The following is a 13,684-nucleotide window of genomic DNA, read 5'->3' as shown; positions in this document are numbered from 1 at the left end:
AATTGTTGCACAACGGATAACCGGTTTAATTAAAGGGAATTATCAAAAAGGGTACTATAAAATAGAACAAGCCCAAGAAATAGATAAGGAGTGAGCAAGCGATGGACAACATGATTAATACGGGCAGCTTTGGTTTACAAAGGGGACCTGATCAAAAAACGGTTGGCCAGTATTTGTTCGATTGCCTGAAACTCGAGGGCATTACCGAAATTTTTGGTGTCGCAGGGGACTATAATTTTACACTTCTTGATACTTTGGAGTGTTATAACGGCATCCGTTTTATAGAAGGACGAAATGAACTAAACTCGGGCTACGCTGCAGATGGCTATGCAAGAATCAAAGGAATATCGGCTCTTATTACGACATTTGGGGTCGGGGAGCTCAGTGCATGCAATGCGATAGCGGGAGCCAACAGCGAGCATGTGCCCATTATACACATTGTGGGTGCGCCTCCTGAGAAGGATCAAAAAGAGCATAAGCTTATGCATCACACCTTAATGGATGGGAATTTTGACGTTTTTCGCGAGGTGTATGAGCAGATTACGGCATATACCGCGGTGCTTACGCCGGAAAATGCCAAGATTGAAATTCAGACTGCGATTCGCATTGCTAAGGAAAAGAAAAAGCCGGTATACCTGGTTGTGGCTAATGATTTAGTGACCAAGCCAATTAAAGTCTGGGCAGAACCGGTACCACCACGTCCAACATCCAATCCGAATACCCTTCAGGCTGCAGTGAATCATGTCCGTCCGCTTTTGGAACGTTCCCACCGACCAGTTATCTTGGTGGATGTGAAAACGATGCGATTCGGCCTTCAGACAGCAACTCGGCAACTGGCCGATGCAATGAATGTGCCTGTTGTAACGATGATGTACGGGAAGGGAGGATTCGATGAGACCCATCCAAATTATATCGGAATGTATCTAGGCTCTTTCGGGAGGACTGAAGTCCAAAGTACGGTGGAGAATGCAGATTGTATCATTGCGATTGGCATGGTATGGGCGGACACAAACACCGCAAGTTTTACCGCAAAGCTGAACCCGCTGATAACTGTCAATATTCAACCAGATATAGTTAAAATCGCTGAGGCGGAATATCCGAATGTTCTTGCAGCCGACATGCTACTTGCCGTTCAGAAGGTGAATTATAAGGGCAAAGGTTTGACAAAAAAATTGTCATTCCCTTATGAGCAATTCACAACTACTGCCGACGGACCTCTAATGGCTGACGGCTATTATCCGCGTTTTCAGCGTATGCTGAAAGAGGGTGATATTGTAATCGCCGAGACCGGAACGTTCTATTATGGAATGGGAGAGGTAAGACTGCCGGGCAATGTAACATATATTGGACAAGGTGGATGGCAGTCCATCGGTTACGCAATCCCTTCGGCGTTTGGTGCTATTATGGCCGCGCCGGAACGCCGAGTATTGGTGTTTACAGGTGACGGTGCCCTGCAGCTAACGGCACAGGAAATCAGTTCTATGCTCTATTACGGCTGCAAGCCTATAATCTTTATTTTGAACAACGATGGTTATACAATCGAGAGATATTTAAATGTCAAAACAGAGGATCAAAAGTACAACCAAATCCCTCGATGGTCTTACACCAAGCTGGCCGAAGCTTTTGGAGGTAACGCGTTTACCGTTACGGTCCAGACCTATGGAGAGCTTGATCAGGCTATAATCCATGTTGAAAAGGAAAGCGCCAAAAGACTCTGTATAATTGAAATGATCGCAGGGAATCCAATGGACGCACCTGAATATATGCGACGGATGCGTAGTTATATGGAGAAGCAGGAAAAGCAGCGCAGCCAGAAATAATATCCAATTCTCTAGTCCCTACTTGGATACTAATTGAACAGTTCTAATCATATTCTTTTAATAAAACGCAATTAAAGGGGTGTAAAGTAAGTTGACAAAAGTTAAGGTTAGTTTACGACCCATTGCAAGTAAGTTCAATTTACCTACTGTGTTGAAAACAACTATACTACCAGGTGACTTAATTGAAAGGTTATTTATTGCAACCCAGATAGGAGAAATCTTTTACATAGGAGACGGAGTTATAAGGACTTTTTTAGATATTCGCCCGCGAATTATCAAATTAGGCACGTTTGAAGAAGGTGTCTCTAGTAGCGGTTATGATGAACGCGGATTGCTAGGACTAGCGTTTCATCCACAATTTTATCAAAACGGTTTATTTTACCTTCATTATTCAGTAGCTGGCACTCAAGGTCCGGGTGCCCTTTCTGAACCTTTTAAACCTAATCCGTGTGATCCGAAAACTTTAAACTTAAAGTGGGTAAATAGAGATACTCAATATGATCATATTGATACGGTTGAGGAATGGATTTTACAATCACATAGTCAACCTCAAAAACGACGGACATTACTTAACATAAGAAGGCCCTTTTTTAATCATAACGGAGTCAATAGTTTAAACTTTTCACCTGAGACTGGAAAACTTGTTTTTACAAATGGAGATGGTGGATCGGGTTATGATCCATTTAATTTAAGCCAGGATGATTTAGAAATAGCGGGTAAAATAATTGAAATTGATGTAAGTAAAAATACATTCATAAATAACCCTCCAGTAGTTACACGCTTTAATGAGTTTCCTGTATCTATACAAGAAACACTTACAGTAATTGCGAAAGGAGTTCGGAATATAACAGGTATTTCATTCCAAAGGTTTTATAATCAATATATCAAATATGCTGGAAATGTCGGGCAGGATATTGTAGAGTCTATTTTTTCGTTTGTTCATTATAAACCCATATCGGTTACCGAACTTGTTCAAATGCATTTAATGAGATCCACTCCCAATCAAGATGGATTTATTAATTTTGGTTGGCGAGGATGGGAAGGAGAATTTCCTACTTCTTTTATAAGGCACTGTTCTGAGAATCCTACTTCGGATGAGAGAACAATGGCTTATTATAATGAAACAATAGAAACATCAGTGAGGCGCATACAGCCCCTAATTAGTTATTTTCATAAAGATTCCAGAGCAGATAAGTTTGGAGGAACCTCACTTACAGGAGTACAACCATATATGGGAACTACAATTCCTAGTTTAACTGGTAGTATCGTGTTTACTGATCTTGCTAAGAAAGAAGAATCTCAGTCTCCAGTTAAAGGTGTTTTAGCATATACTAGGGCAAGTATAGACGATAAACGTAATGATTTTCATGTTATTGAAACCAATTATGATTTTGATTCTCAAGCAGCTTATTATATGAGCTTGGGAACAAATGGAGATCAAACTAGATTATATTTAGGGGTTTATGGATCTATGAAAGTAACGGATTTTAACAAAGGTACTATTTTTGAAATTGTTCCATGATACGGTATAAACTCTTAGTCTAAAAATATATGGAATTCATACTTTTTCAAACGCACGACTTAGCGCCTCTTAAAAAACCTTCTATGGATAAACATCTATTGTATAGTGATTCCTAACAAGCAGAAAGTAAAACATAACCAATAAGTATTTGAATGAAAATAGAAAGTGGTGAATTAGGTCTCTTTAGGGGGGAATTTGATGAATCGCTTTAGAAGCTATTGGTATCAATGGATGATAGAGCAGGATGCGAATTTTGTTCATAAAAAAAAGGTGACGCCTGCAAGTAGGTTAGTCATTACAGCATTACTCGGTTCATTTGCTGCTATTTTTCAATCTGCGGGGAACTTAATCCCTGGAATTGGGTTATTTATTAGTCCTTTCGCGACGCTACCGATTTTTCTGGCTATTTGTTATTCTATTCGTGAGGGAGTACTTTCTTATATTCTTACTATTTTCCTATTATTCATTATTGAGCCAAGTGAACTAAGTGTCTTTCCCTTTACTACAGGCTTATTAGGTATAGCGTTAGGAGTATCCTTTTTACAATTCAAGAGGAGGATTTGGGTAATTTCCTTTTCAGCGATATGTCTACTTATAGGAATTATGATCATTCTCGATATCTTCCGTTTTCCTGTACTTGGTCCTACTATTCATACGACTATGGATATAAAAGTTATTACATTAATATTTATACTGAGTTTTTTATACTGCTGGATCTATGCAGAGTTGTGTAGAATAATAATGAATAGAGTATATAAAGTATGGTCTTAACAATTGCATAAAATCTTTTTGAACAAATACACTTTCTCATATATTTTTAAAAATTGGAGATGTAAGCCATGTATAACATTGAAATTAGAAGGCCGAATTCGAATGATTTAGATGAATTACATTTGTTTTTTCGTCTTGTTATTACTAATACATTTAAAAACGAAGGCTTATCACATCTATTAGATGACATAGAAAATGAAATTAACTCGAAAAAGAAATATTTAAAAAATGATTTTGATAGTAATGGAGAAAATCGTTACTTTTTATTAGCGATAGATACAAGTAACGATAAAATCATTGGAACGATTGAAATCGGTCCAGCAAGTGCATTGATTAATAGTTGTACAGACGGTGTACTTAAGGATTTGTATGAAATAGGAACTGTATTTATACTTCCGGAGTATCAAAGAAAAGGTATAGGGAGTTTACTACTAAATACAATGTATCTTACATTACTTAGCAGAGGAATAACCGAATGCTGTTTAGATAGTGGATACAAAAAAGCACAAAGTATATGGACAAAAAAGTTTGGAAAACCTAGTTATGTGCTGAAGGATTATTGGGGCGAATCAAACGATCATATGATTTGGAAAAAAAGTTTACATGATATACCTATAATATTTGAATTATAAAATAAAATATCTCTCTTAACATAGCTTTTCTTACATACTTATGCTATTATTTATCTTTATAATAAAAGAGGACGTGAATGAACTTGATTAAAATTAATATTCCTGAAGCTGATGTTTCCATTACTGAACGTAACCAAGTTATTAAAGGAGACGAGCCATTAATTACTCCAATTAACGGTTTTATCGATTTCCACTTGTTCCCTAGAGATAAAGGCGGCATTTTTATGTTTTACAATATTAATGACGAACTTCTTTTCGTAGGTAAAGCTCGTAAAATTAGACAACGTATTAAAAAGCATTTTGAAGATAATGTTTCACCAATTAAAAATCACCGTGATGAAGTATACCGCATTGATGCCTGTATCGTAGAAGATCCAACAGAAAGAGAAATTTACGAAACTTACATTATTAATGAATATAAAGCAAAATATAACGTTGATAAAGTGTTCTATAAATAAGTAACAAAAAACAATCCTAGCACATATACTGGGATTGTTTTTTTGTGTTTCATTCCTCATTTCTTTCTCCTTTTTTAAAATGATTAGCAGCAATTAAACAGAAAAGCCCTATAAATAAAGTTATTATTCCAAGCGTTTTATGTTTCCCTTCAAAAAAAGGAATATCCGAAATAACATTTGTCATACATAACCCAATAAACACAAGGATAGGTCCTGCCCAAAGTAATATATTGCCGAATTTTGTATGTTGCCACATAGTAACCCTCCTCACTACTTTTTACATATATATCCATAAAATGAAAGTAAATTCATAGAGAAAAATAGTTTTTTTCATATCGAAAATTGAACCTTCATATATTGGTACAAGCAAACGAGAAAGGGGACCATCATGAATTGGTTAGAAGCTTTTATATTAGGGATAATACAAGGTTTAACAGAGTTTTTGCCGATTAGTAGTACAGGACATCTTTATTTAGGAAGGCATTTGTTTCAATTAGATGAAGCTGGATTGTTTTTAGATACGATGCTGCATATCGGGACTTTGCTTGCAGTGTTTATTTATTACAAAAAAGAATTTATATACTTAATTAAAAATCCATTTTCAAAACTAATGTTATTGCTTATTGTTGGGACGATACCTGCAGTTGTAATCGGATTGTTATTTAAAGACTTCTTTGAAGATATTTCAAAAACAGGTATTACGATTGGATGGGAGTTTTTAGTGACAGGTTTCTTTCTCTACATGGCCGATAAACAAAAAAACGGTCGTAAAAAAATGGATGACATTACATATAAAGATGCATTTATCATCGGTTCATTTCAAGCGGCTGCTATTTTCCCAGCAATTTCTCGCTCTGGTATGACAATCGTCGCTGCTTTATGGAGAAAACTAGACCGTGAAACAGCAGCATATTTTTCGTTTTTATTATCTACGCCAGCAATAGTCGGAGCAATCATCTTGCAATTTGCAGATGTTTATCAAGGGAAAGCAGAATCTATTTCTAGTACATCTTTAATTGTCGGCACGTTATCAGCAGCGTTTTTTGGTTACATAGCTGTTTCATGGATGATTCAATATTTAAAACGTCACTCCTTAAAAGTATTCGCGTATTACGTATGGGGATTAGGTATTTTAATTTTAACGTTGCAATTTACTCATGTGTTTTAATTTAGTAATTCTTCGTTTAGATCCTGTTTCATTCATACAAGGCAGGATCTTTTTTCATTAAGGGGGTAAATATGTTTAATAAGGCTATCGTTATTGGCGGAAGTATAGCAGGAAAACTCGCAGCAAAAGCATTATCAACTTCTTTTAAAGAAGTAATCATTATAGAAGTCAGCGAAAGATGGGATGGAAAAGCTTTGAGAAAAAGAGTTTCACAAAGTAATCATCCTCATGTGTTATTAAAAGGTGGAGAAAATGCAATCGAGGAATTGTTTCCTACTATTACTAATGAATTAATAGAAGCAGGCAGCATCGTAAATAACTTTACTCGTGATATAAAATGGCATCAATTTGGTTTATGGAAACAACCATTCATAGGAGAAGTGCATATGATTCAACAAAGTAGGCTTTTGCTTGAATGGCATATCCAAAAAAGAATTGATCAAATTTCAAATGTAATCATTAAATTTGGAACATTGGTTGAAGGGTTATTAGTAGATGGAAAGCTTAACAAAGTATGTGGAGTAAAAGCTAAATGTTTAGAGACTGGCACGCAAGAAGAAATTCAAGCAGATATTGTTGTTGATGCGAGTGGATTCGGTTCAAAAAGTATAGCGTGGTTACGTGAATACAATATCGAAGTGCAAGAAGAGAAAGTGCGTATCGATTTATTCTACGCAACTAAAATGTTTAAACTCAAAGAAAATGAGAAATTAGACTGCTGTAATATGCTAATGTCTCCAAGTTTCCCGGACAATCCGTATGGTGTACTTATTCAAACGATTGAGGATAATCGTTATTTTGTTACTTTCAGCGGATACACAAATGAGAAAGCACCACAAACAGATGATGAGTTTTATGATTTCGCTGAAAATCTATCAATCCCTAACGTGACAGATTTTCTAAACAAAGCGGAGGAAATTTCAGATATCAAAACATACAAAATTCCTTATCAAGTACGTCGGCGATTTGATTTAGTTAATCATTTACCAGAAGGCTTGTTAGTAGTCGGAGATGCACAATGTCGTTTTGATCCCGTTTTTGGGCAAGGAGTTTCAGTTGCGGCTATGGAAGCTCACCAATTGCAGTTGCTTTTACAACGGAGACAAAGGCTTGATAAAGCATTTACACAGCAGTTTTATAAAGAAACTGCTAATATCATACAAACTCCTTGGGAAATGACTACAACGGAAATATCACGTCATCCTCAGCTAAAAAGAAAATTAACGATAAAGCAAAAATTTCAGCTATGGTATACGAAACAAATATATCAACTATCTGCAAGTGACTCTGACGTTTATATTCGATTAGTAAGAGTGATGAATTTAATTCGTAGTCCATTTCACCTATTTCATCCGAAAGTGCTACTCGCTGTATTACTGATGCGAAAGAAATAGCAGGAAAATAATCGGTTAAAAAAGAATATATAACAGTTAGTAGATATAGAAGGAGTAAGCGAGATGAAAATATACATAGAACAATTAAAGAAACAAGACGCTGAAGATTTATTTAACTTTGAACTCACGAACAAATCATTTTTTGAAACAATGGTACCAAGTCGTGGCTCTAATTATTACGTGTATGAATACTTTCAAAAGCAACTTGACGAACTATTAAAAGAACAAACTGAGGGGATTTCTTATTTTCATCTCATACGTAATACAGAAAAAGAAATTGTAGGACGTATCAATTTAGTTGATGTAGATAAGAAAAAACGAATTGGGTCGTTAGGCTACCGAGTTGGAGAGGATTTTACAAAAAAAGGAGTTGCAGCATCATCTGTAAAATTGATTTTGGCTCAAGCAAGAGTCTATGAAATTAATGAAATACATGCTATGACAACAACAAATAACATAGCTTCACAAATTGTATTAGAAAAGAACGGATTTTCTCGTGAAAAGGAAGCGGAGACAACTACTGTAGATTTAAACGGGGAAAACGTAAATTTCGTACATTATATTTGGAGGACTACTAAGGGTTAAAAATAATAGGGAGGGACATGTACATGAAGGATTTACGTTATCCAATAGGTCGATTTACTTACGTAGGAACTATTACAGAAGAAATAATTGATAAATGGATTCAAGAAATAGAGGATTTACCTAATGAACTAGCAAGAGCGATAAAAGATTTAGATCAGAAGCAGTTAGATACACCGTATCGCGTCGGTGGATGGACTGTTCGCCAAGTTGTTCATCATGTTGTTGATAGTCATATGAATAGCTACATACGCTTTAAATTAGCACTGACAGAAAAGAATCCAACTATTAAACCGTACAAAGAAGAAAAATGGGCAGAGCTACCTGACTCGAAATTACCAGTAGATGTTTCACTTGTAATGCTAGATTCATTACATAAAAGATGGATTAACTTATTATATTCTTTAGAACCGGCAGATTTAGAAAAGACATTTAATCATCCTGAATCAGGAGAAACAAAACTTGCTGCTGCAATTGGACTATATGCATGGCACGGTCGTCATCATACAGCTCATATTACTTCTTTAAGAGAGCGTTTAAATTGGTAACATTAGAGAAGGCGACAGAAATTGATGCAGCAGTTTTATTTCAAATGCAAATAGACTCATTTAGTCCTTTATTAAATAAATATAAAGACTATGAAACAAATCCAGCAAATGAATCTATTGAAAAAACTATTTTAAGAATAAATAATCCGAGCAACAACTTTTATAAGATGATAATAGATTCGAACCTTGTTGGAGCGATATGTATATCCCAAAAAGAAAGACCTTATAAATTTTGGATCAGTCCAATGTTCATTCATCCAATCTATCAAGGGAAAGGAATCGCTAAGAAGGTACTTATTTTAATTGAAGAGATGTTTCCAGAAGCACGGAGTTTTGAACTTGCTACGATTTTAGAAGAAGAAAGAAATTGTTTTCTATACGAAAAAATGGGGTATAAAAGAACAGAAGTAATAAAGAAATTAAATGATAAAACTACACTTATTTATTACAAAAAAGAAAGGTAAAGCATTTGAAATACGCTTTACCTTTTTATGTTATTTTAGATTAAATATACAAAAATAATGCATATTCTTCCAAAATACTCGGGTTAGTAATTTCGATAATGAATAAAAATACAGAAAGACGTTATTTCGTCGTATATGTTACTAACGCTTTTTGAATGCTTAAAATACTATCGTCACCTTTAAATTCTTTCGTAATTGGATCATCCATACTAGATACCCAAATTTTAAGCTCTGCATCTAAATCAAAATGCCCAGCTGTTTCAATGCTAAATTGTGTAATGCTTTTATAAGGAATAGAATGATACTCTGTTTTTTTACCTGATATTCCTTGTTTATCTACTAAAATAAGACGACGATTTGTAAATACGATTAAATCACGAATTAATTTATAAGCATGCTCAACTTTCTCATCGTCTAGCATAATTTTTTCTAAATCACGTTCAACGCTTTCTGTACTCGCACTTGATGCATTTCCTAAAATACCACTAAATAAACCCATATGAAATTCCTCCTTTATAATATGTGGAATGAGTTTCTTATATTGTACCATGCGAATGGCTAATAGATTATGACATTGCTTCAATAGTTTTTTGTTATTATTGCAACCAATTTATATAACCTCATCCTAAAATCTTGTGCTAACATATAATTAAGAAAACAGAAGTAGAGGGATATAGCATGAAAAATATCGGTTTAGTATTAGAAGGCGGCGGAATGAAAGGATTATATACTGCAGGAGTACTCGAATATTTTATGGAAAGGGACTTATTCTTTCCGTATGTAGTCGGTGTATCCGCCGGAGCGTGTATGGGAGCAACATATTTGTCACGTCAAAAAGGAAGAAATAAGAAAGTGAATACAGAGCTAGTAGCAGATCACAGGTATATATCTTATCGAAACTTAATTAGAAAACGTGAATTATTTGGAATGGATTTTTTATTTGATGAAGTACCAAACAAAATTGTACCGTTTGATTTTCAAACTTTCCTAAATTCAAATGAACAGTTTGTAATCGGAACGACTGATTGCGAATCAGGACAAGCAGTTTATTATAATAAAATAGAACACGGAAATGATATTTTAAAAATTATTCGTGCATCAAGCTCTGTGCCGTTTATAGCACCTGCTGTAGAATATGATAATCGAAAATTGTTAGATGGAGGGATTATAGATCCTATTCCAGTTTTTAAAGCGCAAAATGATGGTTATTTAAAAAACGTTGTTATAATGACAAAGCCAGAAGGGTATGAGAAGCAGCGAAACAAATTTTCAGGCCTGGCTAAAATGTTATATAGAAAATATCCGAATATCGCACAATCTTTAGTAGAACATTATCGTTTTTATAATGAGACGATAACTTATATGAATCAAATAGAACAAAAAGACAATTTTTATATCATTCAGCCTAGCGTACAGCTTCCTATAAGCGGAATAGAAAGAAATAAAGAGAAACTTGTTAACCTATATAATCTTGGCTATACAGATGCTCAACATCATTATGAAAAATTATTAAGTTGGGTAAGGAAATAAAGGGGTGGAAAATTGCTATTAGGTAAAAAGGTTATTTTTAATGAATTGCAGAAAATGCATAGTCCGCTGCTTAAACCGTTTCCGAATTGTGACCTTCGAAAAATACGAAAAGATTTTAATAATATGTTTACAGATGCTGACTGTATAAATGCTGATTTAAATTATTATTGGATGCATACAGCAGGTACTTTAAGTTACATACTTAATAACAACGAAAAGGAGATTGTGTTTGATCAAATAAAGTGGCTAAAGAAATCGTTTTTTGAATGGTTTCCGCAATATCACTTTCTAGAAATAGAAATTGTGAAGTATCCCATTTTGTATAGAGATTTCATGAATTTTGAGAAGACCAGGAAACTACTACTATATTACCTTACTGAATAAAAATAAAAACGTACAAGTTATGCTGCTTGTGCGTTTTTTTGTTCATAAAAAATACAATTTTAATACCTTGTTTATATAGGGATTCTAATACGAAGAAAGAAGTACATATAGAATGATGTAAAGGAGGGAGAGGTGTTTAGATACCGTTTTCCTTTAATTCATTATCCAATTCGAATATAGTTAGTTATTTATGATAAAATATTTCGAGTGAAATCAAGTACTTATTATATCCAGTATTAAATAAGTTAAGCCAGGAGGAACAACAGTAACATGGAAAACGTATCAAATATAGATAAATCGGAATCAATAAAATCTTTACAATCGACTATTCGTAAACTTGAAAATGCTTTTTCACAGATGACTCAAAAAGGAGCAAATACTACCTTAGTGAAAAAAAGGCTTAAAGCCGTTTGTATAGGGCTAGCAGTGTTAGAGAACGTGTGGAATCAAGAAAGTCATCGGTATAGCCAAGAAGAGTTAGCAGAAGCTCGTAATATCCTTGCTGGTTTGCTTCCATCAATTGAGAGAGCCTATGATAAGTCTAAGGCTGGTAGTCCTCAAAGAACACTTTTAGAAAGAAGAATAAAAGCGTTGGAACTTTCTATTCAGGCAATTGATAAACCTTCTAAATAAATAACTCATCTAAATACATAACATACTAATCCTAAATTTTATAAAAGCAATCTAGTGAAAAGAAAGAAATACAAAGGAGGCAGATGGGTGACTTCAATAATTAGTCCTAAGTTAGAGGAGCTTAATAATCAATTAAAAAAAGGAAACGAGAAAGCAATTTATACTTTTTTGCATGAAATAAAGTCAAATAATACGCCACTAATAGAACAATGTCCTGTAGAAAATCAGTATAAGCTTATAACGTATATATGGTTAGGGGATCAAACAACTGAAAACGTTTATGTATTCGGTAGTTTTCCTGGTTGGGATCTGTCTGTAAATCAACTACAACGGTTGTTACAGACAGATATTTGGTATGTAACGTTTAGGACGGATGAGAGTTTTATTTCAACGTACTATTTTTCAGTAAACGATTTTTTCGAAAATGATTGGATAAAGCGCAGTGAAAAGTACCAACTAGATCGATTTAATAAAAATACATTTGGAGAAGATGCCAATAAAGCGTCTGTGTTAAACATAGGAATGGAAGTACAGTATAGCAGTCGTTTTCCTTCAGATCATTATCCATCTGGAAAAATTGAAACATATTCTTTTCATAGTACGATTTTAAATGACACACGTAAAATTTATATTTATACGCCTCATGACTATTCTCACACTTCACATCTTCAAGAACTTCTCATTGTGTTTGATGGGAATTCATTCATTAATAACCTTTCAATCGCAAGAACACTCAATTATTTAATATACGAAAAAGAAATCCCATCTTGTATTGCTGTTGCAATAGAACCCGTTGATCGACTAGAAGAGCTAACTTATAACGATAAAATGAATACATTTTTAACGGAGGAACTACTTCCATGGATTCAAGCTAGGTATCACGTATATCAAGAAAAGAATCATACAACAATTGCTGGTTTCAGTCTTGGTGGCTTAGCAGCTTTTTATGCAGCGCTTCAAAATCCACATGTTTTCGGAAACGTGTTGTCAATGTCTGGATCCGTGCATTGGAAAAAGGATGGTTATGAAAATCAAATTCCTTGGATTGAAAATCAAATTTCATCTATAGATTCTAATACGAGTCAACCTCATTTTTACATAGCAGCAGGAGAACTCGAAAACAAACCTCTTTTAACGGCTAATAGACGCCTGTATAAAGCTTTAAAAGAAAAAGGATACCAAATTACTTATGAAGAGTTTCAAGGCGGTCATGACGGTGTTTGGTGGCGAGAAAAGTTATTTGATGGGTTGAAAGCATTAAAACATACAAAAACCACACTATAAAATAAAAAGGAGAGAGAATCTATGAATCAAGATGAGCTAGATAAAAAACTTAAAAAACAAGAAATTTTAGTTAAAGATGAAAAAGTTTGGTCGTTCACGTATGAGGATCATATTAGCTCTATCGTTAAACAGGCAGAAAAGACAGGAGCGTTTAATGATTTACCTGGGAAAGGGAAACCTCTTAATCTTGATAAAGATCTTTCGTATAATCCTGACAAGCAACTTTATAGAACTTTGAAAAATAATCATGTTTTGCCTAGGTGGATTGAACTTTCAAAGGAAATAGATCATCTAAAAGAAAATTTAAAAGAACTAACGGATAATGTAGAAGCAGCTATGTTAATTACAACTATTAATAAAAAGGTCTCAGAACATAATTTACTTTGTCCGCCAAGTGCGCAAAAAATGAGGGTTAAAACGGATATTTAACGATTTTCAATGAAGTTATCTGTTGCTATATAATTAAGTAAGGCATTTTCAATTCATTATTAAGG

General features: G+C 34.3%; 17 protein-coding genes. 15 read left to right on the top strand and 2 right to left on the bottom strand.

The annotated features are described in order from the left end of the window. The first annotated feature begins 101 nt into the window (after positions 1–101). The 5 genes from SB773_RS08470 (at position 102) to SB773_RS08450 (ending at position 5,203) form a co-directional block, all read left to right on the top strand. Positions 102–1,820 carry an alpha-keto acid decarboxylase family protein gene (locus tag SB773_RS08470; protein ID WP_215577125.1) on the top strand — a complete coding sequence of 573 codons (1,719 nt, stop codon included), beginning with the start codon at positions 102–104 and terminating at the stop codon, positions 1,818–1,820. A gap of 91 nt (positions 1,821–1,911) precedes the next feature. Continuing rightward, entirely contained in the window at positions 1,912–3,342 is a 1,431-nt protein-coding gene (locus SB773_RS08465) for a PQQ-dependent sugar dehydrogenase (RefSeq protein WP_410589476.1), read from the top strand. Positions 3,343–3,540: 198 nt separating this feature from the next. Next, positions 3,541–4,113 carry a YybS family protein gene (locus SB773_RS08460; protein ID WP_410589474.1) on the top strand — a complete coding sequence of 191 codons (573 nt, stop codon included), beginning with the start codon at positions 3,541–3,543 and terminating at the stop codon, positions 4,111–4,113. A 68-nt stretch (positions 4,114–4,181) separates the two neighbouring features. After that, positions 4,182–4,745, top strand: a complete 564-nt coding sequence (locus tag SB773_RS08455; RefSeq protein WP_002141923.1) for a GNAT family N-acetyltransferase — start codon at positions 4,182–4,184, stop codon at positions 4,743–4,745. A gap of 77 nt (positions 4,746–4,822) precedes the next feature. Next, complete coding sequence (locus SB773_RS08450; protein ID WP_001048946.1) at positions 4,823–5,203, top strand: nucleotide excision repair endonuclease; 381 nt, start codon at positions 4,823–4,825, stop codon at positions 5,201–5,203. Positions 5,204–5,252: 49 nt separating this feature from the next. Here SB773_RS08450 and SB773_RS08445 read toward each other — a convergent pair whose 3' ends face one another. Further along, a complete protein-coding gene (locus SB773_RS08445) occupies positions 5,253–5,459 on the bottom strand; it encodes a hypothetical protein (protein ID WP_002141925.1) in 207 nt (68 codons plus the stop codon). A 132-nt stretch (positions 5,460–5,591) separates the two neighbouring features. Here SB773_RS08445 and SB773_RS08440 point away from each other — a divergent pair, with 132 nt between their 5' ends. The 5 genes from SB773_RS08440 to SB773_RS08420 all read left to right on the top strand — a co-directional run bounded on the left by SB773_RS08440 (position 5,592) and on the right by SB773_RS08420 (position 9,359). Continuing rightward, positions 5,592–6,371, top strand: a complete 780-nt coding sequence (locus tag SB773_RS08440; protein ID WP_002085334.1) for an undecaprenyl-diphosphate phosphatase — start codon at positions 5,592–5,594, stop codon at positions 6,369–6,371. Positions 6,372–6,442: 71 nt separating this feature from the next. Next, positions 6,443–7,765, top strand: a complete 1,323-nt coding sequence (locus SB773_RS08435) for an FAD-dependent monooxygenase (protein WP_410589471.1) — start codon at positions 6,443–6,445, stop codon at positions 7,763–7,765. 63 nt (positions 7,766–7,828) lie between these two features. Beyond that, positions 7,829–8,350, top strand: coding sequence for a GNAT family N-acetyltransferase (locus tag SB773_RS08430; protein WP_113734981.1), 522 nt, complete (start codon positions 7,829–7,831; stop codon positions 8,348–8,350). 23 nt (positions 8,351–8,373) lie between these two features. Beyond that, complete coding sequence (locus SB773_RS08425; protein WP_088033757.1) at positions 8,374–8,895, top strand: YfiT family bacillithiol transferase; 522 nt, start codon at positions 8,374–8,376, stop codon at positions 8,893–8,895. Beyond that, complete coding sequence (locus SB773_RS08420; RefSeq protein ID WP_002085328.1) at positions 8,835–9,359, top strand: GNAT family N-acetyltransferase; 525 nt, start codon at positions 8,835–8,837, stop codon at positions 9,357–9,359. Before SB773_RS08425 ends, SB773_RS08420 begins: the two co-directional genes overlap by 61 nt. A 121-nt stretch (positions 9,360–9,480) precedes the next feature. Here the strand turns inward: SB773_RS08420 and SB773_RS08415 are convergent, their stop codons facing one another. Beyond that, a complete protein-coding gene (locus tag SB773_RS08415; protein ID WP_002065713.1) occupies positions 9,481–9,858 on the bottom strand; it encodes a PH domain-containing protein in 378 nt (125 codons plus the stop codon). 179 nt (positions 9,859–10,037) lie between these two features. On the opposite strand from SB773_RS08415, the gene SB773_RS08410 reads away from it, so the two are divergent. The 5 genes from SB773_RS08410 (at position 10,038) to SB773_RS08390 (ending at position 13,619) form a co-directional block, all read left to right on the top strand. Further along, the gene (locus SB773_RS08410; protein ID WP_305927584.1) at positions 10,038–10,889 is read left to right on the top strand and encodes a patatin-like phospholipase family protein; all 852 of its coding nucleotides are present in this window, start codon (positions 10,038–10,040) and stop codon (positions 10,887–10,889) included. A gap of 12 nt (positions 10,890–10,901) precedes the next feature. Beyond that, a complete protein-coding gene (locus SB773_RS08405) occupies positions 10,902–11,273 on the top strand; it encodes a YxiJ-like family protein (protein ID WP_060751167.1) in 372 nt (123 codons plus the stop codon). Positions 11,274–11,543: 270 nt separating this feature from the next. Further along, a complete protein-coding gene (locus tag SB773_RS08400; protein ID WP_410589465.1) occupies positions 11,544–11,906 on the top strand; it encodes a hypothetical protein in 363 nt (120 codons plus the stop codon). 87 nt (positions 11,907–11,993) lie between these two features. Beyond that, entirely contained in the window at positions 11,994–13,190 is a 1,197-nt protein-coding gene (locus SB773_RS08395; protein ID WP_410589463.1) for an alpha/beta hydrolase-fold protein, read from the top strand. Positions 13,191–13,211: 21 nt separating this feature from the next. After that, entirely contained in the window at positions 13,212–13,619 is a 408-nt protein-coding gene (locus SB773_RS08390; RefSeq protein WP_002136558.1) for a DnaJ family domain-containing protein, read from the top strand. Positions 13,620–13,684: the final 65 nt, after the last annotated feature.

The sequence above is a fragment of the Bacillus sp. SIMBA_074 genome (assembly GCF_046534555.1).
Lineage (GTDB): Bacteria > Bacillota > Bacilli > Bacillales > Bacillaceae_G > Bacillus_A > Bacillus_A mycoides.
This window is presented reverse-complemented; position numbering and strand designations above follow the sequence as displayed.

Bases quoted from the DNA above. Each gene is read 5' to 3' on its own strand.
- SB773_RS08445 (WP_002141925.1), bottom strand. From the start codon at position 5,459: ATGTGGCAACATACAAAATTCGGCAATATATTACTTTGGGCAGGACCT.
- SB773_RS08440 (WP_002085334.1), top strand. From the start codon at position 5,592: ATGAATTGGTTAGAAGCTTTTATATTAGGGATAATACAAGGTTTAACA.
- SB773_RS08420 (WP_002085328.1), top strand. From the start codon at position 8,835: ATGGCACGGTCGTCATCATACAGCTCATATTACTTCTTTAAGAGAGCG.
- SB773_RS08470 (WP_215577125.1), top strand. From the start codon at position 102: ATGGACAACATGATTAATACGGGCAGCTTTGGTTTACAAAGGGGACCT.
- SB773_RS08415 (WP_002065713.1), bottom strand. From the start codon at position 9,858: ATGGGTTTATTTAGTGGTATTTTAGGAAATGCATCAAGTGCGAGTACA.
- SB773_RS08455 (WP_002141923.1), top strand. From the start codon at position 4,182: ATGTATAACATTGAAATTAGAAGGCCGAATTCGAATGATTTAGATGAA.
- SB773_RS08450 (WP_001048946.1), top strand. From the start codon at position 4,823: ATGAACTTGATTAAAATTAATATTCCTGAAGCTGATGTTTCCATTACT.
- SB773_RS08400 (WP_410589465.1), top strand. From the start codon at position 11,544: ATGGAAAACGTATCAAATATAGATAAATCGGAATCAATAAAATCTTTA.
- SB773_RS08435 (WP_410589471.1), top strand. From the start codon at position 6,443: ATGTTTAATAAGGCTATCGTTATTGGCGGAAGTATAGCAGGAAAACTC.
- SB773_RS08460 (WP_410589474.1), top strand. From the start codon at position 3,541: ATGAATCGCTTTAGAAGCTATTGGTATCAATGGATGATAGAGCAGGAT.
- SB773_RS08430 (WP_113734981.1), top strand. From the start codon at position 7,829: ATGAAAATATACATAGAACAATTAAAGAAACAAGACGCTGAAGATTTA.
- SB773_RS08425 (WP_088033757.1), top strand. From the start codon at position 8,374: ATGAAGGATTTACGTTATCCAATAGGTCGATTTACTTACGTAGGAACT.
- SB773_RS08410 (WP_305927584.1), top strand. From the start codon at position 10,038: ATGAAAAATATCGGTTTAGTATTAGAAGGCGGCGGAATGAAAGGATTA.
- SB773_RS08390 (WP_002136558.1), top strand. From the start codon at position 13,212: ATGAATCAAGATGAGCTAGATAAAAAACTTAAAAAACAAGAAATTTTA.